Raw genomic sequence first — 24952 nt, 5'->3', positions numbered from 1 at the left:
TTGCGACCTGCATGAAACGCAAGCTATGCCGGAAGACACGGCTATACTGACCAGAGGATACAGAAACATGAGTGCTGCCAAGACCGATTTCAATGACCGCCTGCTGTCTCTGGGGCTGGCCAGGGTGGCGGAACAGGCTGCACTGGCCTCGGCTTCGCTGGTAGGCCGGGGCGATGAGAAAGCCGCGGATCAGGCCGCTGTGAACGCAATGCGCGAACAGCTGAACCTGCTGGATATCGCAGGTGTCGTTGTCATCGGTGAAGGCGAGCGCGATGAGGCGCCGATGCTGTATATCGGCGAAGAGGTTGGCACCGGCAATGGCCCCGGTGTGGATATTGCATTGGATCCGCTGGAAGGCACCACGCTGACTGCCAAGGACATGCCGAACGCACTGACCGTCATCGCCATGGGCCCGCGTGGCTCGATGCTGCACGCGCCGGATGTGTATATGGACAAACTGGCGGTCGGCCCGGGGCTGCCGGAAGGTGTCGTCAATCTGGACATGTCGCCACGCGAGCGTGTCGAAGCTCTGGCCAAGGCCAAGGGATGTAAAGCCGCTGACATCACCGTCTGCATTCTGGAACGCCCGCGCCACGAAGCGATGATTGCCGAAGTGCGCGAAACCGGCGCCGCGATCCGTCTGATCACTGATGGTGACGTGGCGGGTGTCATGCATTGCGCTGAAAGCGAAGTAACCGGCATCGACATGTATATGGGCCAGGGTGGCGCGCCCGAGGGTGTGCTGGCCGCCGCTGCGCTGAAATGTATGGGTGGGCAGATCTTTGGTCGCCTGTTGTTCCGTAACGATGACGAACGTGGCCGGGCCGCAAAGGCAGGCATCACCGATCTGGACCGTGTTTATGCACGCGATGAGATGGTGACGGCGGATGTGATCTTTGCCGCCACCGGCGTGACCGGTGGCTCTTTGCTGCCCCGGATCAAGCGCGAGCCCGGCTGGGTGGAAACCACGACGCTGCTGATGCGGTCCAAGACCGGGTCGGTGCGCCGCATGTCCTACCGCACGCCGACATGGCCGCATGACAACACATAACGGCTTGCGCCGGTGCCTTCGGCGAGAGTATTTCTGAAAAGGTGAAGAGGCCGGGTCCACAAGGGTCCGGCCTTGGCGCATGAGAGGCGAGCAATGAGTTTTCTTGGAGTCGAGCAATCACTGACGGGAAGGCTTTGGGTTGGACCCAGCCCGGAGATTGAGCGGGCGGCCGAGATGATGTCGCAACAAACCGACCTGCCCCGTGCAGTTTGCCAGGTTCTGGCCCGGCGCGGCGTGCCGGTATCGGAGGCGCCCGGCTTTCTTGACCCAAAGCTGAAGGAATTGCTGCCAGATCCGCGGGCCATCAAGGATATGGAAGTTGCCGCCACGCGCTTTCTGGAAGCCGTCCGCAATCGCCAGAAAATTGCTGTGTTTGCAGATTACGATGTCGATGGCGGCAGCTCTGCCGCGTTGCTGCTGGTCTGGCTGCGGCAGATGGGCGTGCAGGCGACGCTTTATGTGCCGGACCGGATCGACGAAGGGTATGGCCCCAACGTTGCCGCGATGCAGGAGCTTGCGGCTACGCATGATCTGATCATCTGTGTTGATTGCGGCACGCTCAGCCATGATCCGATTGCGGCGGCTACGGGGGCGGATGTGATCGTTCTGGACCACCATTTGGGGGGCGAGACGCTGCCCGATTGCGTCGCAGTGGTGAACCCAAACCGACAGGATGAAAGCGGCGATCTTGGTTATCTTTGCGCGGCGGGCGTTGTGTTCCTGATGCTGGTCGAGGCCGGTCGGCAGCTGCGTGACGCGGGCGCAAGGGGACCGGACCTGATGGCCCTTCTGGATCTGGTGGCCCTGGCGACCGTTGCCGATGTGGCACCACTGATCGAGGCCAACCGTGCCCTGGTGCGACAGGGGCTGAAAGTGATGGCACAGCGGCGGCGCCCCGGCCTTGTCGCGCTGTCCGATATCTCGCGCATGGATACCGCGCCGAACAGTTATCACCTCGGGTTTCTGCTTGGGCCCCGCGTGAATGCCGGTGGACGGATCGGTCAGGCCGATCTGGGCGCGCGCTTGCTGAGCACCGATTCTCTGCCTGAGGCGCAGGCGTTGTCCGAACGTCTGGATGCATTGAACACCGAGCGCCGCGACATTGAAAACGCGGTGCGCTCCGCCGCGCTGGTGCAGGCCGAGGCGCGTGGCTTGGACGCCCCTTTGGTCTGGGTGGCAGGCGAAGGGTGGCACCCCGGTGTCGTTGGTATCGTGGCCTCTCGGCTGAAGGAGACAGCCAACCGACCGGCAGTCGTGATCGGCTTTGACGGGGATGAGGGCAAGGGTTCGGGCCGATCGGTTTCCGGCGTCGATCTTGGGGCTTCGATCCAGCGTCTGGCGGCCGAAGGGTTGCTGGTCAAAGGAGGTGGCCACAAGATGGCCGCAGGTTTGACCGTCATGCGCAATCAATTGGAACCCGCAATGGAACGCCTGAGCGAGTTGCTGGCCAGACAAGGGGCGGGCCAGGGTGGACCTGCGGATCTGAAATTGGATGGCGCGTTGATGCCCGGCGCGGCAACCGTGGAATTGATCGAGCAGATCGAACAGGCCGGACCGTTTGGCGCCGGTGCCCCGGCCCCGCGCTATGCGTTGCCTGACCTGCAGGTTCGCTTTGCCAAGCGGGTCGGTGAATCGCATCTGAAATTGTCGCTGACCGATGGAATGGGCGGCGGGCTGGATGCGATTGCCTTTGGTGCTTTTGACGGGCCGATGGGCGAAAAACTGTCAAATCACGGCGGTGCGCGCTTTCATTTTGCGGGTCGACTAGAGGTCAACACCTGGGGCGGGCGCCAATCTGTGCAGCTCAGGCTGGAGGACGCGGCAGAAGCCCGTTAACACGCGGCTTTGGTGTGCTAAAAAACTTTCCCGTCCCTGCGTTTTTACGCTTGCGGGGGTCACGGCGAAACCGTAAAAGGCCCTCCACAAGCCAGCGTGGCCCGTTCGTCTATCGGTTAGGACGCCAGGTTTTCAACCTGGAAAGAGGGGTTCGATTCCCCTACGGGCTGCCATTTGCGCTTGTGACCTTATACCAAGTGGCCCGTTCGTCTATCGGTTAGGACGCCAGGTTTTCAACCTGGAAAGAGGGGTTCGATTCCCCTACGGGCTGCCACTTTTCTTAAGCTTCTTCCATCCCAAAGCAGCAAGATCAACCGGGCCGCTTCGGGAAACAGCAACCTAGCTATCATCAGCGATCTGAATTTCGATGCCCCAACGGTCAAGGAATCTGGCCACCCCACCCTTTGGCACAGCATCCGTGACCAGCGAATGCACCAGCCGAGGATCCGGCCCCACATAAGGTGCCCTTTCACCAAACTTGGAATGCGCTGCAGCCATGACAACCTGGTCTGCGCACCTGACCACCACCGATGCAAGATCCGCTTCGACCGCGCTGTGGTAGAGAAACCCTTTGCTGTCGGAAATCGCGTCCGTGCTCAGGATCACGATGTCAAAGGCATAGCGTTGCAGCTGCTTGTGGGTGACGTGACCAAACGTCCCCCTTTCATCGATCTGCAACTCACCCCCCAAAAGGTGCACACGGTTTCCGTTGACCCCGGCCAAGGTCTGAACGACACCGATGGAGTTGCTTACTACCGTGAGGTTGCTGACCTGTCGCAGCTCTTCTGCGACGAAGGCGGTTGTCGATCCCACATCCAGGAAAACGGTCATCTGATCGCGAACCAGTTTCGCGGTATGCCCGGCGATCAAACGCTTTTCATCAGCGTCTTGTGATATCCGGTGAAAGAAGTTGGGGGCGCCCTGCACTCCGGCAAGGTAAGCTCCGCCATGAACGCGTTCGACTGTACCCGCCTTTGACAAGGCTTTGATCGTTCGGCGCACCGTCTCTTCGGATACGCCGAGCATATTCGCCAAATCCGAATTCCGGGCCGTTCCACCCAAACGTCTGAGGGCATCAAGCAATTCCAGCTCACGATGGGTGTTGAGGGTATTCTTCTTCACGAACCGGCTCCGGAATTTTCCTTTATATGGACACGGAATACCGTGAACGGCAAGGCAGTGCTACATCCGCATTGCCACAATTGGCCTTTTGTCGGAACGGATTGGTGCCATGTGAGCACTGAGTTTCAGCAGCAATGATCCGGGAAGCTGGTTTGCCAGACTTCTCACGAGTGCCGGATCAGTGTCCATGCCTCTCGCAACGCGAATGCAATTCAATGCGCCCTCTGTCATCTCTTGCTTGCAACGGGTCTCAGTGGAGTTCCCTATTTCCCTCGCGGAGAAATTTTGAAATTTCGATAACATAATTATATAGTTACAATCATTTACAGCGGTGGAAACAAATTCAATTTATGCGGCTCCGGAGTGCCTGAACGTCAATTACTAAAAATTTAGTTTGACACATACGCAAAAAATCGCTGATGCTGTTCTGCATCCGGTTCCCGCCGGAGAACCATAATTTTTGGGAGGAGACAGATGCGGAGACATCTACTTTCCGCAGTGGCGGCGGCTGCCGTCATTGCGGGGCACGGGTCCGCTTGGGCCGACGAAGCCGCAGCACAACGTTGGATCGACGACGAATTCCAGCCATCGACCTTGTCGAAAGACGAACAGATGGCCGAGATGCAATGGTTTATCCAAGCTGCACAGCCCTACGCTGGCATGGAAATCAACGTCCTGTCCGAAGGTATTCCGACGCATTCCTACGAGTCGGAGGTTCTGACCAAGGCGTTTGAAGAAATCACCGGCATCAAGGTCAATCACCAGATCCTTGGCGAAGGCGAAGTGGTCCAGGCTGTTCAGACCCAGATGCAGACAGGTCGGAACCTGTATGACGGCTATGTCAACGACAGTGACCTTATTGGTACCCACTCGCGTCTACAACTGGCCTATCCACTGACCGACATGATGGGCGGCGACTGGGCGGCGACAACCTCGCCGACAATCGATCTGGATGACTTCATGGGCATTCAGTTCACCACCGGGCCGGACGGCAAGCTGTATCAGCTTCCCGACCAGCAGTTTGCGAACCTTTACTGGTTCCGCAAGGACTGGTTCGATGACGAGGCCAACAAGGCCGCGTTCAAAGAGAAATACGGCTATGATCTGGGCGTTCCGGTCAACTGGTCGGCCTATGAAGACATCGCCGAGTTCTTCACCAATGACGTGAAAGAAGTCGACGGCGTGGCGATCTACGGCCACATGGATTACGGCAAGCGCGCGCCCGACCTTGGCTGGCGCATGACCGACGCCTGGCTTTCGATGGCCGGTGCTGGTGACAAGGGCGAGCCGAACGGTATTCCGGTTGACGAATGGGGCATCCGCATGGAAGCGGGCACCTGTAACCCGGTCGGCGCCTCGGTGTCGCGCGGTGGTGCTGCAAACGGTCCGGCTGCGGTCTATGCGATCCGCAAATGGGACGAATGGCTGCGGGCCTACGCGCCTCCGGGTGCGGCGTCTTATGACTTCTATCAGTCGCTGCCGGCACTGAGCCAAGGCAACGTGGCCCAGCAGATTTTCTGGTACACCGCCTTTACCGCCGACATGGTGAAGCCGAAGTCCGAAGGCAACAACACCGTGGATGACGAAGGCACTCCGCTGTGGCGGATGGCGCCCAGCCCGCACGGCCCCTACTGGGAAGAAGGTCAGAAGGTTGGCTATCAGGACGTGGGTTCCTGGACGTTCCTGAAATCGACCCCCTCGGATCGTGCGCAGGCAGCTTGGCTTTATGCCCAGTTCGTGACGTCCAAGACTGTTGATGTGAAGAAGTCCCATGTGGGTCTGACCTTCATCCGCGACAGCTCGGTCAACCACGAGTCGTTCACCGAACGCGCATCCAAGCTGGGTGGCCTGGTCGAATTCTATCGCTCGCCTGACCGCGTGGCATGGTCGCCAACCGGCATCAACGTACCGGACTATCCAAAGCTGGCCCAGATCTGGTGGCAGCAGATCGGTGACGTGAACTCGGGCGCCTTCACCCCGCAAGAGGCGATGGACCGTCTGGCCGAAGAGATGGACATCACCATGGCCCGCATGCAGGCCGCGGATGAAAGCGCCGGTGTATACGGTGGCTGTGGCCCGCGTCTGAATGAACCGCAGGACGACGCGTTCTGGCTGGAAAAAGCCGGTTCGCCCAAGGCCAAGCTGGAGAATGAAAAGCCGCAGGGCCAGACCGTCAACTATGACGAACTGGTTAAGCGCTGGCAGTCCCAGTAAATGCAACATCGTAGGCCGGGCTTAAGCCCGGCCTACCCCTGAATGCCCCGCGAGTTTCCCAGATGATCGAACTTCAAGACGCGACCAAACGGGTCGGCAACGTCATCCATATCAAGCCGACCAACCTGACGCTGCAAACCGGCCATTTCAACGTGCTATTGGGCGCGACAGGTTCCGGAAAAACGTCACTGATCAAGATGATGGCAGGGCTGGACCCGATCGCCTCGGGCAAGGTCCTGATGGACGGACAGGACGTGACACGGTTGAACACGCAAAAGCGGCATATCAGCCTGGTGCACCAGTTCTTCGTGAACTACCCACATATGACCGTATTTGACAATATCGCCTCGCCCCTGCGCGTGGCTGGCATGGCTAAGTCCGAGATCGATGGCCGCGTGGAAGAGGCCGCCGATCTGCTGCAACTGCGCCCCATGCTGCACCGCCGCCCGCATGAGCTGTCGGGCGGGCAACAACAGCGAACCGCGCTGGCGCGTGCCATCGCAAAAGAAAGCCGCGCCGTCTTCCTTGATGAGCCGCTGGCGAACCTTGATTATAAACTGCGCGAAGAGCTGCGCGAACAACTGCCCGACCTGTTCGCTGGTCGCGGGGCCGTCGTTGTCTACGCCACCTCGGAGCCTGAAGAGGCATTGCTGTTGGGGGGCTACACCGCGCTGATGGAAGACGGCCGTGTGACCCAGTTCGGCCCAACCACAGACATTTATCGTAATCCGGAAAACATTGCCGCGGCGCGTGTTTTCTCGGACCCGCCTATCAATGTGGCTCGTATCACCGTTGCCAGCGCCCGGGCGCAATTGGCAGGTAATGTCGGCTGGGCTGTCTCGGACATGTCCGACGGGGAATATATGGTCGCCGTGCGCCCTCATCGCGTGACGCCATTTCGTACGTCTGACGCCGATGTCGAACTAACTGGACGTGTGATCGTGACCGAACTGTCAGGTTCGGATTCCAGCGCGCATTTCCAGCATGGTGATGAAGCCTGGGTTTCACTCGCCGCTGGTGTGCATCCCTATCAGGTCGGCGAAGATCACAGTTTCTACATGAACCCGGCGCATTGCCGGTACTTCAGCCAAGACGGCAAAAGGGTGGCCTGACATGGCACAGATCAAGCTTTCAAACCTTCGACACAGCTATATGCCGTCAACAAAAGGCCCCGAGGACTATGCGCTGAAGGAAATCGACGTGACATGGCGCGATGGCGGGGCCTATGCGCTTTTGGGGCCATCAGGTTGTGGCAAGTCCACGCTGCTGAACATCATATCCGGTCTTCTTACCCCCTCAGAAGGCCGGATACTGTTCGATGATAAGGACGTCACCGCCCTGCCCCCGGACCAACGCAACATCGCGCAGGTATTTCAGTTCCCGGTGATCTACGACACGATGACCGTGGGCGAGAACCTGGCCTTCCCGTTGAAGAACCGGGGTGTCGACGCAGAGACCATCAAGCGTCGCGTTCTGGAAATCGCCGAGATGTTGGACGTCACGGACATGCTGAACACCCGCGCGTCAGGTCTGAGCCCGGACAACAAACAGAAGATCTCGATGGGTCGCGGCCTTGTTCGCGACGACGTGAATGCGGTGATGTTTGATGAACCGCTGACCGTGATCGACCCGCACCTGAAATGGAAACTGCGGTCCAAGCTGAAAGAGCTGCATCAGCGCGTGCGGGCAACCATGATCTACGTGACGCACGACCAGACCGAGGCGCTGACCTTCGCCGACGAGGTGGTGGTAATGCAGGACGGTGAAGTGGTTCAGATCGGAACGCCGGTCGAACTTTTCGAACGGCCACAGCACACATTTGTCGGCCATTTCATCGGCTCGCCGGGCATGAACGTCCTTCCATGTGAAGCCAAAGGCGACCGCGCCGTTTTTGAAGGGCACGAGGTCATGCTGGAAGGTCCCACACATGGTGACGGCGGCCGCACCGATCTGGGTATCCGCCCGGAATATGTAGGTTTCGGCGACACCGGCATTCCGGCACATGTGACTAAGGTCGCCGATATCGGCCGCCACTATGTGGTCAGCGCCGTGGTCGGCAACACCGCCCTCAAGGTTGTGACCGAACACAGTGTACCGGAACCGGGATCACAGGTCTTCTTGCAATTCAAACCCGAACAATCCCGCGTCTACCGCGACGGCTGGATCGCAACTCAGGAGCGGGCGCAATGAGAACGGAAAACCAAAAAGCATGGTTCTTTGTCCTGCCCGTTCTTGCGCTGGTGGCGTTCAACGCGCTGGTGCCCATGATGACGGTGGTCAACTACTCGGTGCAGGAAACCTTCGGCAACAACCAGTTCTTCTGGGAAGGTTTGGGCTGGTTCGAACAGATCCTGCGATCCGACCGGTTTCAGGCAGCACTTGGTCGGCAATTCCTATTTACCTTCCTAATCCTGCTGATCGAGGTACCGCTGGGCATCATCGTTGCCCTGTCTATGCCGCGCAAGGGCTTTTGGGTGCCGGTCTGTTTGGTGCTGATGGCTTTGCCGATGCTGATCCCATGGAACGTTGTGGGTTCGATGTGGAACATCTTCACTCTGCCCAAAATCGGATTGCTGGGATATTTCCTGAATGACGTGCTGGGCATCAACTATGATATGACGCAACAGCCGCTTTCGGCCTGGATCACCGTCATCGTCATGGATGTGTGGCACTGGACCTCGCTGGTCGTGCTGCTGTGCTATGCCGGCCTCGTGTCGATTCCCGACGCCTATTATCAGGCCGCCAAGATCGACGGCGCCAGCCCGTGGTCGGTGTTCCGCTATATCCAGTTGCCCAAGATGAAGACGGTTCTGACCATCGCTGTTCTGCTGCGGTTTATGGACAGCTTCAACATCTATACTGAGCCATTCGTGCTAACCGGCGGCGGTCCCGGCAACTCGACCACCCTGCTGTCGATTGACCTTGTGAAGATCGCACTGGGGCAGTTCGACCTTGGCCCGGCGGCAGCGATGAGCCTGATCTACTTCGCCATCACGCTGCTGGTGTCGTGGCTCTTCTACACTCTGATGACAAAGGACGACGCAGAATGAAAAAGCGGTCCATCATCCCGATCCTCTATATCGCGTTCCTGATGCTGCCGATCTATTGGCTGGTGGCGATGTCCTTCAAGACAACGAACGAGATTCTGTCGGGCTTTTCCCTGTTTCCCCAGACTTTTACGCTGGAAAACTATATTACCATCTTCACAGACCCAACCTGGTACTGGGGTTACATCAACTCGATCACCTATGTGACTCTGAACACAGTGCTTTCCGTCTGCGTTGCCCTGCCTGCGGCTTATGCGTTCTCGCGCTATCGGTTCCTCGGTGACAAGCAACTGTTCTTCTGGCTATTGACCAACCGCATGGCCCCAGCGGCGGTGTTCGCCCTGCCGTTCTTCCAGCTCTATTCGTCGATCCACCTTTTCGACACCTATCTGGCCGTGGCTTTGGCCCATACGCTGTTCAACGTGCCGCTGGCGGTGTGGATTCTGGAAGGGTTCATGCGTGGTATCCCAAAGGAGCTGGATGAAACCGCCTATGTGGATGGATATTCGTTCCCGCGCTTCTTCGTGACAATCTTCCTGCCCAACATCAAGGCAGGTGTCGGTGTCGCGGCGTTCTTCTGCTTTATGTTCTCATGGGTGGAAATGCTGCTGGCCAAGACCCTGACCGCGGTCGAGGCCAAACCCATCGCTGCTGTGATGACCCGTACAGCATCCAGTGCCGGGTACGAATTGGGCCTGCTGGCCGCCGCGGGCACCCTGACCATCATCCCTGGTGCCATTGTCATCTGGTTTGTTCGCAACTACATCGCGCGTGGCTTCGCGATGGGACGTGTGTGAGGTTCGACATGCGAAAACTGCTTCTCACCCTCCCCTTCCTTCCCTCAACAGCCTTTGCCCAGGCCAAGGCCGGATGGGGCAATGTCGGACAGGAGGCCGAAAAAGGGTTCTCGTGGACGGACCCCCTTTGGCCTGATTTCTGGATGGCATGGACACCTGCCACGCTGGCCGTGTTTGTCGGTATCTTCTCGGCCATAGCATGCATTGGCTTGCTGGAGGGCTTCAAATTCCGCGACGGAATTGAACGGCGCGGGGTTCTGGGGCTGACAACCACGCTGGGGGATCGCCTGTTCATCACCCTTCTGGGGGCCGCATATATTTTCCTGGCGTGGCTTGGATTGGTCGGGCAACCCGTCTGGACACCGCTGTTCCTGTCCATTGGCTGGGGCGTTTTTGTTTTCTGGAAAGTTTAGACTTTGAGAAATCGCGAAAGGATGCTTGTCTGTCAGGCATACTAACCATGACGACACCGAGACCAATGCGAAAGAAAAAGACAACAAATCTGCTGACCGAGGTCGAACTGGAGTTCATGAACGAGCTCTGGGCCCTCGGGCAAGGCTCGGTGCGTGATGTCCTGGACCGCCTGCCATCAGAACGCAACCTGGCCTATACATCCGGGGCCACGATCCTGCGCATTCTGGACGAGAAGGGTTTTGTGGAAAGCCACAAGTCGGGAAAGACCCTGATCTATACGCCGCTTCTGGAAAAGGACAGATATCAGGCCCGTTCGCTTCAAAATCTGTCGCGCACGCTTTTCGACGACACCCCCGCCACACTGGTGGCGCGGCTGGTCGACGACGCGGGGCTGAGCGAAGCCGACCTGGAGGAAATTCGAGCACTGGTAGAGAGGAGACTGCAAAATGACAGTGGTTAGACCGGTTCTCGACGCATTCATCGAACTCAACATCGTGCTGGCATTTTCGGCGGTCATCTGGCTGGTGACCCGCACGGCCCTAAGCCGCACCGTCCTACGCAATGGCTATGTCGCACAGTTGCGGGTGCTCAAGACCTTGAGCATTTGTGTTCTTGCCAGTCCGTTTCTCGCGGTTTGCGTGTCGTCGCTGGCGACTTACGCTTGGCCGGGCAGTGCCGTGGCCCTTGGCGATATCGCCGTTGCAGCCTATCTGCGCGGTGACATCGCAATGCCTGCCACGCAGTTCGAAGCACTGCTGAACACCCGCGAAAGGTGGGTTGATCTGGCATTGTCCGGGCGGCAGCCCGTGATCACCCTCGTTGCCGCCATACTTGCCTGTATCGCAGCCGTGTACGCCGCGCGTGCCTTACGGGACGCAATGACGATCCGTCAGACTGTCAATTCCAGTTTTCTTTGGCGGCGGTCCGCCAAGGTGGATATTCGACTTTCCGATCGCATCACTGTGCCCTTTGCCGTGCGAGGACTTCGCCGCCGCCACGTCGTTCTGCCCAGCCATCTGCTGGACACCCCGCGCGAGTTGCGTTTTGCACTTGCCCACGAGTTTCAGCATATCCGTACGGGTGACGTCGAATGGGAACTGGGGTTTGAGCTGCTGCGGCCGCTGTTGTTCTGGAACCCCGCCTATCTGATGCTCAAGTATCAGTTCGGCCGGCTGCGCGAGTTGGCCTGCGACCAGTCGGTTGTTGCGCGCAAACGGATTGATGCGCGGGAATACACGGCGTGCCTGCTGGACTATTGCGCCCGGACAATCTCAACCAACAGCCCACGCGTTCTGAATGTTGCCTTTGTGACAGGCGGTAAGGCAAAGCGCGTATTGCGGCAACGTGTAATCGCGCTGACCGATGTTCAGCCATCGGTACCTGCCCTACCGGCAGTGTTCCTTGGAATGACACTGATCTTTGGTGCGCTTTTGGCTCTGGGGTCGGCCTCAATCCAGCAGACACGGGATTGGAGCCATGACCGCCTGATGCTGTCGACAGTGGTCAACCTGGAACGGCTGGAAGCGCGCAATCAGGGGAACTGACCTGATCGCTTACCAGCCGCGACGCCCGAACAGCGAGTGAAGCCGCCCCTGATCGGCAAAAGGCTCGGGCGTTTGCACGCGTTCCAGCCGTGCCACTACGCGCGCGACAAGAACCCATCCTATGACAGCAAAGATGACGCCCCCAAAAGCCTGACCCAGCAGAACGCCCGAGGCCCCGGCGATTTGTGAGCCAATCATGGCAAACACCCATGTGCCAATAGTGTGACGACCCCAGTTTATCCATGTGGAATAGACCGGATGGCCCAGATTGTTGAAACTGGCATTTGTCACAAAAATCACACCGTTGAAGAACGAAGCCAATGCCAGCGGGCCGCAGAACAGATAAATCAGTACGCGCGTTTCCCCCTGGGCTGCGAACAAATTCGCAATTGGCGAACGCAGTAAAAACAAAATGGCCGACATGCAAAGAACGTAGATTGCGGTGAACTTGATCCCGGCCAAAAACGCGGCACGCACGCGATCAAATTTTTCTGCCCCGAAATTCTGCCCGATGATTGGCCCTATCGCGCCGGACAGTGCAAAGATGACCGAAAACGCCACCGGCAACAGCCGCCCGATCACCGCCATTCCCGCAACCGCATCCGTTCCAAACTGTGCAATTTCCCGCACTACGATGGCATTCCCGATCGGCGTGGCGACATTCGTCAGAACGGCAGGGATTGCGATGGCCCGCACGGGCCGAAAGTCCTGTGCCACCTGTTTCAGCGATGGGCGTGCAAATCCCTGATGCACCCGCAGCGCGGGCCACAATGCTGCTCCCAACATGCATAGCCGCGCCAGAACCGAGGCTATCGCGGCCCCATCCAACCCCAGCCCGACGGCAAAGATCAAAATCGGGTCAAGAACTGCATTCACAACGCCGCCGTAAATCGTTGCCATCATTGATCGGCGCGCATCGCCGTGCGCGCGCAGCACAGCCATCGCCGCCATCGCAATCGACATCACCCACATGGTCGGCAGAATGATCGACACATAACGCGTCGCCAGCCGCAAAACCTCGCCCTTTGCGCCAAGCAGCGACAGCAGAAAACTGACGTTCAGCAACACCAGAACAGAGGTTACCAACCCGACGATCAGCCCCAGAACGGCGACACTGGATGCGTATTGCCTTGCCTGTTCAGCCCGCCCGCCGCCCAACTCACGCGCGACCAGCGCCCCGGCAGAAATCGACAGACCGATATTGATTGCGTTGGTGAAAAACAGCAGCGTCCCGGCATAACCTACCGCTGCGGCCAGCGCGTCGTTGCCCAGCATCGAGATAAAGACCATATCGACAAAATCGACAGCAAATATCGCCATCAATCCAATGCTCGTGGTCAGCGACATGCGCGTCACATGTAGCATCAGGTTGCCACTTAGAAAGATTGCCTTACCTGCCGATTTTTCCACCAAGTCTTTGGTCGTCCCACCTGCGCGACCCGGACGGGCCCATGATGCCACTGCGTTCGACAAGGGAAAGCCCCGGACAACGCCTAAGTAAACTCACGCGTTTCCGGGGCTTTGTACACCGAATATTTCAGTTCAGGCTCAGACGACCGGAATTACACAAAGCGGTTCACGTAGTTCTCAAGCACTTCCTGACGCCCCGAGCGTGGCTGAGGATTGAGGTCTTCGGCAAGTACCCGCGCTGCAATCTCGTCGAGGCCAGAGGTTAGCATCGCCTGAGCTTTAGGCGTTTTCCAGCCTGCATACCGGTCGGCCAGTGCCTGTTCCAGACCACCATCTTCAAGCATCGCAGCTGCCGCTTTCAGACCCCGGGAGCAGATATCCATCCCGCCCACATGCGCCGCGATCAGGTCTTCGGCATCGATGGATTGCCTGCGAAGCTTGGCGTCGAAATTGGTACCACCCGTGGTAAACCCGCCCGCTTTCAGGATGTGGTAATAAGCCAGCGCGACTTCAGGCGTGTTGTTGGGGAACTGATCCGTATCCCACCCGGACTGGTAATCGTTCCGGTTCATGTCGATGGACCCAAGCATACCTTCGGCCGAGGCAACGGCGATCTCATGTTCAAAGCTGTGTCCTGCCAGGATTGCGTGCCCTTGTTCCAGGTTCAGCTTGATTTCATCCTCAAGGCCGTACTTGCGCAGGAAACCGATGCAGGTTGCCGCATCGAAATCATATTGATGCTTGGACGGCTCCTGCGGTTTGGGTTCGACGAGGATCGTGCCGTTGAAGCCGATCTTGTGCTTGTACTCGACCACCATGTTCAGGAACCGGCCCATATGATCCAGTTCGGCCTTCATGTTGGTATTGAGCAGCGTCTCGTAGCCCTCGCGCCCACCCCAAAGCACATAGTTTTCGCCGCCCAGCTTGTGGGTCGCGTCCAAACAGGATTTCACCGTGGCAGCGGCAAATGCAAAGACATCTGGGTCGGGATTGGTGCTGGCACCCCCCATCCAGCGACGATGGCTGAACATATTGGCCGTACCCCACAACAGCTTAGTGCCGGATGCCTGCATCTTTTCACCGATATAATCGGTGATCTCGTTCAAAGTGCGCAGATTGTCGGCGAAGTTCCCCTGTTCGGGGCGGATATCCGCGTCATGCCAGCAGAAATAGGGTTGGCCAAGGATCTCGAACATCTCAAAGGCGACATCGGCCTTCATTTTGGCGCGGCCCATGTCGTCTTGCGGATGCCATGGGCGTTCAAAAGTCGAGCCACCAAACGGATCCCCGCCTTCCCAGGCGAACGAGTGCCACCACGCCACGGCAAAACGCAGGTGATCCTCCATACGCTTACCCATCACGATCTCGTCCGGGTTGTAGTGACGGAATGCGAGCGGGTTCTTACTGTTCTCGCCCTCGAATTGGACCTGCTCGATCCCCTGAAAGAAACCGCTCGTCATCTCGTTTACCTCATTCCGTCTTTTCGCCGGGCTTCTTGCCCAGAATGATCATCGACAACAGATCGTCATCCGTGACATCGGCGATGTCGACAGTGCCAACCAGTTGCCCGTTTTTCATGACCGAAGCCCGGTCGCACAACTCCATCACTGCATGCACGTCGTGGTCGATCAGGAAAATCCCGATCCCCTGCGCCTTGAGCTGCTGGATCAGGTCCGCCACCATCTGTGTTTCGTGTGGGCCAAGCGCGGCTGTGGGCTCGTCCATGATCAGGATACGCGCGTTGAAGTACACCGCACGCGCGATGGCCACCGACTGCCGCTGACCGCCGGATAGCGCCGAGACCGGGTCATTGAACTTCTGAAAGTTCGGGTTCAACTGTGCCATGATCTTGCGGCATTCGGCCTCCATCGCGGCATCGTTGACCAGCCCGAAGGGCGTGACCATTTCCCGCCCCAGGAAAAGGTTCGAACTTGCATCCAGATTGTCCGCCAAGGCCAGCGTCTGGTAGATCGTCTCAATATTGTTGGCACGCGCATCGCGGGGGTTGTTGATCTCAACCTTCTTGCCGTCGATCAGAATCTCTCCGTGGTCCATCTGATAGGCGCCGGAAAGCACCTTGATCAGCGTAGATTTACCGGCCCCATTGTGGCCTAGAAGGCCCACAACCTCGCCCGGGTACAGATCGACCGAGACACGGTCCACCGCCTTGATACCGCCGAACGAAATCGAGATATCGCGCATTTCGACAAGCGGAGGCTGGCCGGACCCACGGCCCGAAGTTTGGTTCTGTGTTTCTTGTGCTTGCATCATTTCGCTCCCAGACGTTTGCGATAGACGATGTCGATATAGACGGCCAAAACCAGAACGGTGCCCACGACGATGTTCTGAAACGGCGCGTCCACGCCAACCATGGCCATGCCCGATTGCAGCGCCTGCATGATCAGCGCGCCAAGGATCGCGCCGTAAATCGTACCGATACCGCCGGACAGGGCGGTGCCGCCGATCACGGCCGCAGCAATCACGCGAAGCTCATCCAATGTGCCGATATCGTTCGAGTGGTTGGCCAGACGGGCCGAGGCCACGACCGCCGACAGCGCACACAGGAACCCCATCAGGGCAAAGATCTTGACGGTCATCATACGGGTATTGATGCCCGACAGTTCCGCCGCATCCGGGTTGCCCCCCGTGGCAAAGATATAGCGGCCAAATCGGGTTTTGCGGGCCACAACAGTCAAGGTTACTGCAACAAGGATCAGGATCAGAACCGAGATCGGGATACCATAACCCACAACAAGCCCTTCAGGCATGGTCTCGCCCCGCGCTTCGAACATACGTTCCAGCCTGCGTGTGGGGATCGAGTAACTGTTGACGATCAAGACATAACCCATAATGGCGATGCCAATGATCCCCGCCAAAGTTGTTTCAGCCCAAACCGGTTTCACAGGGAACCCATGGGCAGCCTTGGAGCGGCGTCCGCTCCACAACGCCCAGACCGCAATAGCGGTGGCGGCAAGGCCGAACAGAAGGCTGACCGTTGTTCCCAACGTCCCGTTGGTTCCGCCAAATATCAGGAACGTGCTGTCCAGCGGGCCGATAGTCTGGCCGTCTGTCATGTACCAGGCGACGTTGCGCCAGACCAGAAAACCGCCAAGCGTCACGATAAAGGCCGGTATCGTCAGATAGCCGACCATCCAACCGTGGAATGCGCCGATCAAGGTTCCGACTGAAAGGCCGACAACAAGGGTGATTGCCCAAGTCGCCGGGTGATTTAAACCTAACCCCAGCACGTTCGGCAGAAGCTCGGTCTGTGTCATCGCCATGACGGCGGATGTGGTCGCCAGCAGCGCGCCGACCGAAAGATCAATGTGGCGCATCACGATAATGAACACCATGCCGCAGGCCATTATCGCGACCGAGACGGTCTGGATCGACAGGTTGAACAGGTTTCTGGGCGTCAGAAAACGGCCATCCGTTACGATGTTGAAGCCGATGCACAGGATGATGAAGGCGCCGATCATGCCCAATAGCCGCATGTCCAGTTCCAGTTGCTGGAACAGGTTGGCCTTTGCTTTTTGGGGTACCGGCTGAGACGAAGTTTCGGTCATATCCGATCTTTCATGTTCAGCTATGGTCTCTGGCCCGGCCTTGCGGGCCAGAGACGTTATGGTTTGGAGACTTGACTTAGTTGCAGGGTGCAGGGCCGTTCTCGACGCCCTGGCACAGGTCTTCCAGCGGAATCCAGCCAGCATCGACCACAACGGAAAGGTTGTCTTTTGTGATCGGCACAGGCGCCAGGAAGACAGACGTCATCTCAGTCCCACCGGGCGAAGTCCAGCTGACCGCGCCTTCGACGTCCGCCGCAGCCGTTCCACCGCTCAGCGCGACCGCGATTTCACCTGCGGCCTTGCCCAGCTCACGTGCGTCTTTCCAGACCGAAACGGTTTGCGTGCCTTTGGCCACCCGGTTCAGCGCCGCATGGTCGCCATCCTGACCCGACACCGGAATGCCGTCCATACCTTGTGCGGTCAGTGCAGCAACTACACCGCCTGCGGTTCCGTCATTTGACGCGACCACAGCATCGACTTTGTTTTCGTTGGCGGTCAGGATTTGTTCCATGTTGCGCTGCGCGTTCGCAGGCAGCCAGCCGTCGGTATAGGCTTCGCCGACGATCACAATGTCACCACTGTCAACAGCGCCCTGAATGATCTCCTGTTGACCACCGCGCAGGAAATCCGCGTTCGGGTCGGTGGGCGAGCCCTTGATCATCACATAGTTGCCCTTGGGCATGGCGTCGAACACCGCACGCGCCTGCATACGACCGACTTCGACATTGTCAAAAGTCAGGTAGAAGGCCCGATTATCTTCGATCAAACGGTCATATGCGATGACTGGGATACCTTCGTCGGCCGCTGCCTGAACAGCCGGTCCGATGGCCTGAGAGTCCTGCGCCAGAATGATCAGCGCATCAACGCCCTGGGCGATCAGGCTTTCAATATCCGACAACTGCTTGGCCGACGACGATTGCGCATCTGCCGATATATACTCGGCACCGCCAGCCTCAAGCGCGGCTTTGATTGCCGCCTCGTCGGTTTTCCAGCGCTCTTCCTGGAAGTTCGACCAGCTGACACCGACCGTAGTTTCTGCAAACGCAACCGTCCCCATCAGGACGGCCACAGCAGAAGCGCTGAGAATTCGTTTCATGATTTCCTCCCGGTTTATCGAGCCATCGCTTCATGATTCGTGGCTCTCACAATTCTGAGTAGCATATTTATTTCAGTCAGTAAAATATTTATGCTACCGGAAAGAAGAAAAACCGCTTACGCTTGGGAAATCACCAGATTCGCGAGGGCAGAATGCTGAAAAGCAAGGTTTCTTCAAACGCTACGGATCAACGAAACATCACCCGCTTGCGCGTGCTGGAACAAATCCGGTCGACCGGAGCGATATCGCGGATCGACATTGCAAGCGCGCTTGAGACCAGCCCGGCGACAGTGACAACAGCAACGTCAGACCTGCTTTCAGCTGGTCTGATTCAGGAAATCGAAAGCGAAACACCGTCAAAATCCGCGCGCCGCGGCAGACCACGTGTGCTGCTGAAACTGCACGGCGGATGTCATTTGATTGCAGGTGTAAAAGTGGCCCGGCACCAGATTTCAGTCATCCTGGTCGATTTTGAAGGCACTGAGATCATCTCCTACACACATCCGTTGGAAGAGGCCCGGATGGCCCCGGAGGCGTTTGCAATAAAGATATGCACGGCGCTGGAACAGGCCTGCGCCTCTGCAAGCAGGTCCCTGACAGAGGTCTCCGGCGTCTGCATCGGGATTGCCGGACTGGTCGACGCAGAGCGGAATTTTGTACATTGGTCATCTTCGCTGACAGTGCGCAACGTGGATCTGAGCCCGCTTCTGTCCCAAGCGCTCCCCTGCCCCGCTTTTGTCGAGAATGACGCCAATCTGGTTGCAAAGGCCGAACAGCTTTTCGGTCTTGGCAAAGGGCTGAAGAACTTTCTGGTTGTCACGATAGAACACGGCATTGGTCTGGGCATTGTTTTGGATGGCAAGCTTTATCGCGGCGAGCGCGGCTGCGGCGCGGAATTCGGGCATGTCAAAGTTCAGCTGGATGGCGCATTGTGCCAGTGTGGGCAACGCGGATGCCTTGAAGCTTATGTTGGGGAATATGCCCTGATCCGCGAAGCAACCATTGCCAGCCAGGCTACTGACCCGCACACTCTTGCTGATATTCACGCGGCCGCCCAATCCGGTGATGCCCGGTCCATTTCAGTTCTGTCCCGCGCTGGCCAGATGTTTGGAATGGGGCTTTCCAACCTGATTAATCTGTTCGATCCGGAATGTATCATCCTGTCCGGCACCAGAGGCAGTTTCGAATACCTGCATTCCGAGGCAGTAATGACCCGCATCAAAAACGGTGTCGTCAGCGTTGACGCGCCACTGCCTGAAATCAACGTAAACCATTGGGGGGATTCAATGTGGGCAAAAGGGGCAGCGGCCTATGGGATCGAACAAGTCTCGATCCTGAAAGTCAGGGAACTGGCGGAAAATGCGAATTAAACTGACAGCCCTGCTTGCGACAGCTTCCACCGCCACGGCCGACATCAACCTTCCGCAGTTTCACAGCATCGACGTCCCCAGCCATGTTTACGACGGCGGGTGGGAGCACTTCGTGGGCGGAGGCGTTGCCGTTTTCGACTGCAATGGCGATGATCGGCCCGAGCTGTTTGCCGCAGGGGGAACCAATCCGGCTCAATTGTTTGTCAACACATCAGGACCCGATGTCAGTTTTCGGTCAGAAACGCCAAGCGCACTGTCCCTGACCGGCGTGACCGGCGCCTACCCACTGGATATCGATGGGGACGGGTTTGTGGACCTGGCGGTTTTGCGCGTTGGCGAAGACGTTTTATTGCGTGGCAAGGCGAATTGCGCATTCGAACCGTTCACCTCGTTGAATTTCCAGTCTCAGGATCACTGGACCACCGGTTTTTCCGCCACCTGGGAAAGTGGTCAAACCCTGCCGACACTGGCTTTTGGAACATATGTCGATCGAACCAATCCCGATGGCCCGTTTGAAGCCTGCGGGCCGACGCTTTTGTATCGCCCCGAAAGGACGGCCTATGGCCCGCCTCTCCACCTGGTGCCGGGCCACTGTTCCTTGTCCATTCTGTTTTCCGACTGGGCGCGCACCGGGCGCGCGGACCTGCGTGTCAGTAACGACCGCCATTACTATGTGCGCGGCGGGCAAGAGCAGCTTTGGGCCATGGAAGACACGCCACGCCTTTATGCGCCGGAAGATGGGTGGCTGCCCTATTCGATCTGGGGCATGGGGATTGCATCAAGGGATATATCAGGGGACGGCTTCCCTGATGTTTACCTGACCTCGATGGGGGACCAGAAGTTTCAGATCTTTGATCCTACTGCCGAGGGGCCGACATGGCGCGACGCGACTTATGACCGGGGGACAACGGCTCACAGGCCGCATGTCGGTGGCGATGGTCGCCCCTCAACCGGCTGGCATGCGCAGTTCGGCGACGTCAATAACGACGGGCGCGACGACATATTTGTCGCCAAGGGCAATGTCGAACAGATGCCCGATGCAGCGCAAACCGACCCCAACAACCTGTTGCTGCAATCAGCAGATGGTCAGTTTTTTGAAGCTGCCTCAGCGGCGGGTGTCGCCTCAATGGGAAAGTCCCGCGGTGGGGCCCTGGCGGACCTGAACGGGGATGGATCGATTGATCTGTTGGTGGTCAATCGCGGGTCAGCGCTTGAGGTATTTCAGAACGAACAACAACTTGGAAACTGGATTCAGGTTGATCTTGGCCAGGATCGACCCAACCGCGCAGCTGTCGGCAGCTACATCGAGGTTAAAACCACCGACGGAATTCAAACGCGGGAAGTGACCATTGGTGGCGGCCATGCAAGCGGCATCTCCGGGCTTCACCACTTTGGCCTGGGCAATGCGGACGAACTGGAGCTGCGGGTTATCTGGCCAGACCGTACAGTTGGTGATTGGCAGACCTTCAGAAGCAATCAAGTGCTTCGCATCGACCGCTGATCATTGATCAACAGGCAAACCGCTAGGCACATGCGCTGGCACACCCAGCCGGACTGCCGGGTCTTCCAATGTGTTAAGAAAACTCAAAATGGCGTTTACTTCATCATCACTCAGGCTGATTGGGGCCAGATCATTCGACGCTGCAATCGCCTCAATCAGCGTGGGGTCGAGCAAGGCTTTTTGATCTTCCGCGCCCGGAAACTCTGGCAACGCTGCTTTTTCGACCGAATAGCTGCGCAAAGCTGCGACCGGATCCAGATGATGACGGACAACATCTTCAAGCCGCGCGTAAGCTCCGTTGTGACCATAGGGTGCCGTAAGGGTCACATTGCGCAAGGATGGCGTGCGAAATGTGAAGGCGTCATCCGCATTGCCCGTCACACGCAATCGCCCGTCATCGCGAACATGGTTCTCGAACCGGGCGGCTTTTCCCGGCCCGATTTGCGGCATGGCGATAGAATGAAATCCATGATCCGTCTGGAACCAGCCGGAATGGCAGGTGCTGCACCCGGCTTTGCCGTAAAAAAGGTCGAGCCCCATTTGTGCCTGTTCGGGCAGCGCCTCTTTCCCCTGCATCGCGCGATCAAACAGGCTGTTGTCAGCGCGCCATTCAAAGGCGATGAAATCGGCAATGATATTGGCGATTGCGGTAAAAGTGATCTCTTCTCCGGGCGCGAGCTGGTCAAAGCGCGCCCTGTATTCCGGGATTGCGGCAACACGCGCCGCGATAAGGTCCCATGCGCCGTCCTTTTGGGTCAGCAAACCAAGACGCACAGCTTTGCTCACTTCGTTTTCCGAATAGTGGCCCGCCATTTCGTCAGCCGACAAGACCGGGAACATCGCTTGCGCGGCCAGTGCAGATTGGAAGCCCGGCCTCATATCTGTGCCCAAGGGCGTTCGGAACCCGTCAGGCTGTGACGGGTCTGCCTCAAGACGCCCGTCATGAAAAAAGGTGGTGAATTCCAGCGCTCCAAGGTTCCACAGCCCCGGTGCATTTCGGGGAATGCGCTGCTCGGGCATGTTTTCCTGATCAAGCCTGCGCGCTGCCCCCAGCCCCACACCGCCTTCGCCGATACCCAGAGACAGCGCGTCTGACGTTCCCAGTTTCGGATGATGACAAGTGGCGCAGCTGATGTTTTTGTTCCCCGACAGGATCGGGTCGTAAAACAGCAACTGTCCCAGTTCGACCTTGACAAGGTCCGGTTCTACAAATTGCGGAAGCGACCCGAGGTCCTGCGCCTGCGCCGCCGACAGTGTCACGCAAAAGGCCAGAGCATACATCGATATCGCAACTTTCATGCCTGATCCTCTGCGATTTCCAACGTCAGAACTTGTTTATACGGATTGGCCGGAGAATAGATGGCGGACGGAAACAAGGGCTGGTTCACAGCGTCCGTGTAACCGGACGGTTCAATGCAAAGCCCTGCGCATGGCCTGAAAGGATCGGACAGGTGCGCGGCAGAATAGACCTGCGCGCCGGGCTGATCAGAGTAGATATTCATACGCAAACCTGACGGTGTTTCGACTGTGGCAACCGGTCGATCGAAATTGCCCGCCTCTTCAAACACGAAGTAGTGGTCAAGGCCGCGCCCCTCATCACCGATAACGCGCGGGGATGAGAAATCCAGCGCTTGGTTTTCGATCTCATCCACGACGCCTGTCGGAGTGGAGCTGTCGTCCAGTTCCAGTACCCGCTTGGAATTCAGGGTCAAACGGTTGCCAAGAATACCGCTTTGGCACCCAAGAGTATAGTAATTGTGCTGCGCAATGCTGATCGGCGTAGGCCGGTCCGGCCATGCGGTGATCGTGTAAGTCAGCCGTGGAAAAGCCAGCTCGACATGAATCACGAACCTGATTTCTCCGGGAAAACCGTCAGCGCCGTCAGGTGACGTCAAGGACAGAACCGCACGGTTCGGCTTGGTCTTCCTGATAATCCAGTGGCTGCGTGACAGCCCGACCACACCGCCATGCAGCGTGTTTTCCCCCTCATTCGCCATCAGGCGATAAGCGGCATCCTGAATTTTAAACTTTGCGCCACCGATCCGATTGGCGACGCGACCCACGATTGCACCCAGAAAATACGGGTCCGTCAGATATTCCTGCGGGTTTGGATAGCCCAGGATCAAGGGCGTTTCACCGATCCACCACCCTTGTGTGATCGCCCCATAGCTCAGCAGGGAAACCGACATCGCACCATCTTCCAGAACAACCTGTTCGATGGGTAGGGAAGTGACGCCCTTCATCATGGCGTAGACAAGGGGGATAGTGCCGCATAAAACTGGCGATATCTTTGATATTCAGCCTCATAGGCATCGAATAACCCCGCGCGCGGCTGAACAATTTCAGAGATTTCTGGCGATGTCATGAGTTCCACCGGGTCTGCGCCGTCTACTGCACAGGCAGCAAGGCGCGCCGCGCCGATGGCGGCTCCGAATTCACTGCCTTTGGGCAAGGCAAGCGGGACGCTCAGAACAGTTGCCAGCGTCTCGACCCAGAACCGGGATCGTGCGCCCCCACCCACAACCATCAGGCTTTCAGGCTTTGTTCCCGTGCTCCTGAGGGCCTCAAGGCAATCGCGCAGCGCGAATGAGACACCTTCCATCACGGACTGTGCAAGATCCGCTGGATCCGACGCAATATCCAACCCAAGAAACGCCCCCCGGATGGCGCTGTCATTATGAGGGGTACGTTCCCCCGACAGGTATGGCAGGAATGTGGTCTTCGACGGCCCGGTGACGGTATCCGGCAAAGCCGATGCGAGTGCACCAACGGATTGGCCGAGATTCCGGGACAGCCAGTTCAGGCTGTTGGTCGCCGACAGGATGACGCCCATTTGAATCCAGCGCTCCGGCACCGCGTGGCAGAAGCAGTGAACCGCCGTTTCCGGTGCGGGCGCGTAACTGTCCTTGGCAACCAGCAGCACACCCGACGTTCCCAGCGATAGAAAACCGCTGCCTTCGGCGATGCTTCCAATACCACAGGCCGCCGCCGCGTTGTCGCCAGCCCCGCCGGCAACAACAACGGGTCCGGTCAGACCCCAGTGCTGCAAAATCTCCGCCCTCAGCTCGCCCCCGGCAGTGCTGCCTTCGACCAGTTCGGGCATCTGATCCCAACGCATGTGGCTTAGCTCAAGCGCTGTTTCCGACCATTCACGGCATCCGACGTCCAACCACGCTGTACCCGCGCTGTCAGACATGTCGCTGATGTATTCTCCGGTCAGCCAGAAGCGTAAATAGTCTTTGGGGAGCAAGACTTTGGCGGTCTTTTCAAAAACGTCAGGTTCATGCCTGCGCACCCATTCCAGTTTAGGCGCAGTAAAGCCGGGAAAAACGATGTTTCCGGTGATCGATCGCATCGCGGAATGCGCATCCAGTTCGGCAGCTTCGCGGGCAGACCTTGTGTCGTTCCAAAGGATACAGGGCCTCAAGACGCTACCATTTCGGTCCAGAAGCGTCGCGCCATGCATATGCCCGCTAAGACCAATGCCGCGCACTGCCGAAAACGCAGCGTTGTTTTGCCCGCGCAACTGGGCAACGACCTTTTGACACGCTTCAACCCAATCCGCAGGCTCCTGCTCTGACCAGCCCGGATGCGGTGTCGATGTGCTGACGCTCGCTTCGGCCTCGGCAACGACGTCGCCGTCTTCACTGACCACAATTCCCCGAAGACCTGACGTCCCCAAATCAAGACCGAGATACACCTGTTTCTCCCACTTGTAAGCCGCAATACGTAGGCAACAGAAACCCAGTTTTGCAAAGGTATCAGGTTTCACTGGCACAGTTTGCGCTAACATAACAAGGTGAAACAACACAAGGCACATAAAAATTGATGCCGTGCTGGACAGCACCGAATGACCGGGACCCAGACAGCGACCAATGCGAAGGCACCCGGTGAGAGGTGACCTGAACTAAGCCGCAGGAGAGATTTTTTGCGATTGTCTGGCGCCATGTTTCCGTAAAAACTTCGGAACGTTCTCATCTTACT

The 24952-nt window shown here is 58.0% G+C and carries 21 protein-coding genes and 2 tRNA genes; 14 read left to right on the top strand and 9 right to left on the bottom strand.

Annotated features, from left to right (window positions below; all coding sequences use genetic code 11):
• Positions 1–67 precede the first annotated feature (67 nt).
• From glpX to AC2FLO_RS09570, 4 genes are all read left to right on the top strand, one after another.
• On the top strand, positions 68–1051 hold the full coding sequence (gene glpX / locus AC2FLO_RS09585; protein WP_267366140.1) for a class II fructose-bisphosphatase: 984 nt from the start codon (positions 68–70) through the stop codon (positions 1049–1051).
• A gap of 93 nt (positions 1052–1144) precedes the next feature.
• Positions 1145–2887, top strand: a complete 1743-nt coding sequence (recJ, locus tag AC2FLO_RS09580) for a single-stranded-DNA-specific exonuclease RecJ (RefSeq protein ID WP_496752969.1) — start codon at positions 1145–1147, stop codon at positions 2885–2887.
• A gap of 98 nt (positions 2888–2985) precedes the next feature.
• Positions 2986–3060, top strand: a tRNA-Glu gene (locus tag AC2FLO_RS09575).
• Positions 3061–3086: 26 nt separating this feature from the next.
• Positions 3087–3161, top strand: a tRNA-Glu gene (locus tag AC2FLO_RS09570).
• Positions 3162–3226: 65 nt separating this feature from the next.
• Here AC2FLO_RS09570 and AC2FLO_RS09565 read toward each other — a convergent pair.
• Positions 3227–4009 (bottom strand): DeoR/GlpR family DNA-binding transcription regulator, encoded by a 783-nt coding sequence (locus AC2FLO_RS09565; RefSeq protein WP_480476380.1) that lies wholly within the window; start codon positions 4007–4009, stop codon positions 3227–3229.
• Between the two features lie 474 nt (positions 4010–4483).
• On the opposite strand from AC2FLO_RS09565, the gene AC2FLO_RS09560 reads away from it, so the two are divergent.
• The 8 genes from AC2FLO_RS09560 to AC2FLO_RS09525 all read left to right on the top strand — a co-directional run bounded on the left by AC2FLO_RS09560 (position 4484) and on the right by AC2FLO_RS09525 (position 12025).
• On the top strand, positions 4484–6223 hold the full coding sequence (locus AC2FLO_RS09560; protein WP_480476378.1) for an ABC transporter substrate-binding protein: 1740 nt from the start codon (positions 4484–4486) through the stop codon (positions 6221–6223).
• A 62-nt stretch (positions 6224–6285) separates the two neighbouring features.
• The gene (locus tag AC2FLO_RS09555) at positions 6286–7335 is read left to right on the top strand and encodes an ABC transporter ATP-binding protein (protein ID WP_496752446.1); all 1050 of its coding nucleotides are present in this window, start codon (positions 6286–6288) and stop codon (positions 7333–7335) included.
• Between the two features lies 1 nt (position 7336).
• Entirely contained in the window at positions 7337–8413 is a 1077-nt protein-coding gene (locus AC2FLO_RS09550; RefSeq protein ID WP_496752448.1) for an ABC transporter ATP-binding protein, read from the top strand.
• Complete coding sequence (locus tag AC2FLO_RS09545) at positions 8410–9273, top strand: carbohydrate ABC transporter permease (RefSeq protein ID WP_209595792.1); 864 nt, start codon at positions 8410–8412, stop codon at positions 9271–9273. The genes AC2FLO_RS09550 and AC2FLO_RS09545 overlap by 4 nt, the downstream gene beginning before the upstream one ends.
• Positions 9270–10067 carry a carbohydrate ABC transporter permease gene (locus tag AC2FLO_RS09540; protein WP_155139158.1) on the top strand — a complete coding sequence of 266 codons (798 nt, stop codon included), beginning with the start codon at positions 9270–9272 and terminating at the stop codon, positions 10065–10067. The genes AC2FLO_RS09545 and AC2FLO_RS09540 overlap by 4 nt, the downstream gene beginning before the upstream one ends.
• 8 nt (positions 10068–10075) lie before the next feature.
• On the top strand, positions 10076–10480 hold the full coding sequence (locus tag AC2FLO_RS09535) for a DUF2160 domain-containing protein (protein ID WP_480583453.1): 405 nt from the start codon (positions 10076–10078) through the stop codon (positions 10478–10480).
• A gap of 65 nt (positions 10481–10545) precedes the next feature.
• Positions 10546–10941 carry a BlaI/MecI/CopY family transcriptional regulator gene (locus AC2FLO_RS09530; protein WP_209504337.1) on the top strand — a complete coding sequence of 132 codons (396 nt, stop codon included), beginning with the start codon at positions 10546–10548 and terminating at the stop codon, positions 10939–10941.
• A complete protein-coding gene (locus tag AC2FLO_RS09525; RefSeq protein WP_496752451.1) occupies positions 10928–12025 on the top strand; it encodes a M56 family metallopeptidase in 1098 nt (365 codons plus the stop codon). Before AC2FLO_RS09530 ends, AC2FLO_RS09525 begins: the two co-directional genes overlap by 14 nt.
• A 9-nt stretch (positions 12026–12034) precedes the next feature.
• Here the strand turns inward: AC2FLO_RS09525 and AC2FLO_RS09520 are convergent, their stop codons facing one another.
• The 5 genes from AC2FLO_RS09520 to xylF form a co-directional block, all read right to left on the bottom strand.
• Positions 12035–13498 (bottom strand): MATE family efflux transporter, encoded by a 1464-nt coding sequence (locus AC2FLO_RS09520; RefSeq protein ID WP_496806602.1) that lies wholly within the window; start codon positions 13496–13498, stop codon positions 12035–12037.
• Positions 13499–13587: 89 nt separating this feature from the next.
• The gene (gene xylA / locus AC2FLO_RS09515) at positions 13588–14895 is read right to left on the bottom strand and encodes a xylose isomerase (protein WP_496752455.1); all 1308 of its coding nucleotides are present in this window, start codon (positions 14893–14895) and stop codon (positions 13588–13590) included.
• A 10-nt stretch (positions 14896–14905) separates the two neighbouring features.
• Complete coding sequence (locus AC2FLO_RS09510; RefSeq protein ID WP_267364642.1) at positions 14906–15703, bottom strand: ATP-binding cassette domain-containing protein; 798 nt, start codon at positions 15701–15703, stop codon at positions 14906–14908.
• On the bottom strand, positions 15703–17001 hold the full coding sequence (locus AC2FLO_RS09505; RefSeq protein ID WP_496752457.1) for a sugar ABC transporter permease: 1299 nt from the start codon (positions 16999–17001) through the stop codon (positions 15703–15705). Before AC2FLO_RS09505 ends, AC2FLO_RS09510 begins: the two co-directional genes overlap by 1 nt.
• A 76-nt stretch (positions 17002–17077) precedes the next feature.
• Entirely contained in the window at positions 17078–18097 is a 1020-nt protein-coding gene (xylF, locus tag AC2FLO_RS09500) for a D-xylose ABC transporter substrate-binding protein (RefSeq protein ID WP_496752459.1), read from the bottom strand.
• Between the two features lie 152 nt (positions 18098–18249).
• Between xylF and AC2FLO_RS09495 the strand changes: the two genes are divergently transcribed.
• Together AC2FLO_RS09495 and AC2FLO_RS09490 are read left to right on the top strand one after the other, a co-directional pair.
• Positions 18250–19467, top strand: a complete 1218-nt coding sequence (locus AC2FLO_RS09495; RefSeq protein WP_496752460.1) for an ROK family transcriptional regulator — start codon at positions 18250–18252, stop codon at positions 19465–19467.
• Positions 19457–20968, top strand: a complete 1512-nt coding sequence (locus AC2FLO_RS09490) for a CRTAC1 family protein (protein WP_496752462.1) — start codon at positions 19457–19459, stop codon at positions 20966–20968. The genes AC2FLO_RS09495 and AC2FLO_RS09490 overlap by 11 nt, the downstream gene beginning before the upstream one ends.
• Here AC2FLO_RS09490 and AC2FLO_RS09485 read toward each other — a convergent pair whose 3' ends face one another.
• From AC2FLO_RS09485 to xylB, 3 genes are read right to left on the bottom strand one after another with little or no spacing between them, the layout of a single operon-like run.
• The gene (locus AC2FLO_RS09485; RefSeq protein ID WP_496752464.1) at positions 20969–22267 is read right to left on the bottom strand and encodes a cytochrome-c peroxidase; all 1299 of its coding nucleotides are present in this window, start codon (positions 22265–22267) and stop codon (positions 20969–20971) included. It abuts the gene before it with no gap.
• Entirely contained in the window at positions 22264–23214 is a 951-nt protein-coding gene (locus AC2FLO_RS09480) for an aldose epimerase family protein (RefSeq protein WP_496806601.1), read from the bottom strand. Before AC2FLO_RS09480 ends, AC2FLO_RS09485 begins: the two co-directional genes overlap by 4 nt.
• On the bottom strand, positions 23211–24668 hold the full coding sequence (gene xylB, locus AC2FLO_RS09475) for a xylulokinase (RefSeq protein ID WP_496752467.1): 1458 nt from the start codon (positions 24666–24668) through the stop codon (positions 23211–23213). The genes AC2FLO_RS09480 and xylB overlap by 4 nt, the downstream gene beginning before the upstream one ends.
• Positions 24669–24952: the final 284 nt, after the last annotated feature.

The organism is Ruegeria sp. TASC047 (assembly GCF_059612445.1).
Note: the sequence above shows the minus strand (reverse complement) of the source record. Positions and strands in the feature narration are given on the sequence as shown.

Coding starts and splice junctions, on each gene's coding strand:
- glpX (WP_267366140.1), top strand. CDS start 68: ATGAGTGCTGCCAAGACCGATTTCAATGACCGCCTGCTGTCTCTGGGG.
- recJ (WP_496752969.1), top strand. CDS start 1,145: ATGAGTTTTCTTGGAGTCGAGCAATCACTGACGGGAAGGCTTTGGGTT.
- AC2FLO_RS09545 (WP_209595792.1), top strand. CDS start 8,410: ATGAGAACGGAAAACCAAAAAGCATGGTTCTTTGTCCTGCCCGTTCTT.
- AC2FLO_RS09485 (WP_496752464.1), bottom strand. CDS start 22,267: ATGAAAGTTGCGATATCGATGTATGCTCTGGCCTTTTGCGTGACACTG.
- AC2FLO_RS09555 (WP_496752446.1), top strand. CDS start 6,286: ATGATCGAACTTCAAGACGCGACCAAACGGGTCGGCAACGTCATCCAT.
- AC2FLO_RS09490 (WP_496752462.1), top strand. CDS start 19,457: ATGCGAATTAAACTGACAGCCCTGCTTGCGACAGCTTCCACCGCCACG.
- AC2FLO_RS09480 (WP_496806601.1), bottom strand. CDS start 23,214: ATGATGAAGGGCGTCACTTCCCTACCCATCGAACAGGTTGTTCTGGAA.
- AC2FLO_RS09550 (WP_496752448.1), top strand. CDS start 7,337: ATGGCACAGATCAAGCTTTCAAACCTTCGACACAGCTATATGCCGTCA.
- AC2FLO_RS09525 (WP_496752451.1), top strand. CDS start 10,928: ATGACAGTGGTTAGACCGGTTCTCGACGCATTCATCGAACTCAACATC.
- AC2FLO_RS09530 (WP_209504337.1), top strand. CDS start 10,546: ATGCGAAAGAAAAAGACAACAAATCTGCTGACCGAGGTCGAACTGGAG.
- AC2FLO_RS09495 (WP_496752460.1), top strand. CDS start 18,250: ATGCTGAAAAGCAAGGTTTCTTCAAACGCTACGGATCAACGAAACATC.
- AC2FLO_RS09510 (WP_267364642.1), bottom strand. CDS start 15,703: ATGCAAGCACAAGAAACACAGAACCAAACTTCGGGCCGTGGGTCCGGC.
- AC2FLO_RS09535 (WP_480583453.1), top strand. CDS start 10,076: ATGCGAAAACTGCTTCTCACCCTCCCCTTCCTTCCCTCAACAGCCTTT.
- AC2FLO_RS09505 (WP_496752457.1), bottom strand. CDS start 17,001: ATGACCGAAACTTCGTCTCAGCCGGTACCCCAAAAAGCAAAGGCCAAC.
- xylA (WP_496752455.1), bottom strand. CDS start 14,895: ATGACGAGCGGTTTCTTTCAGGGGATCGAGCAGGTCCAATTCGAGGGC.
- AC2FLO_RS09560 (WP_480476378.1), top strand. CDS start 4,484: ATGCGGAGACATCTACTTTCCGCAGTGGCGGCGGCTGCCGTCATTGCG.
- AC2FLO_RS09540 (WP_155139158.1), top strand. CDS start 9,270: ATGAAAAAGCGGTCCATCATCCCGATCCTCTATATCGCGTTCCTGATG.
- xylF (WP_496752459.1), bottom strand. CDS start 18,097: ATGAAACGAATTCTCAGCGCTTCTGCTGTGGCCGTCCTGATGGGGACG.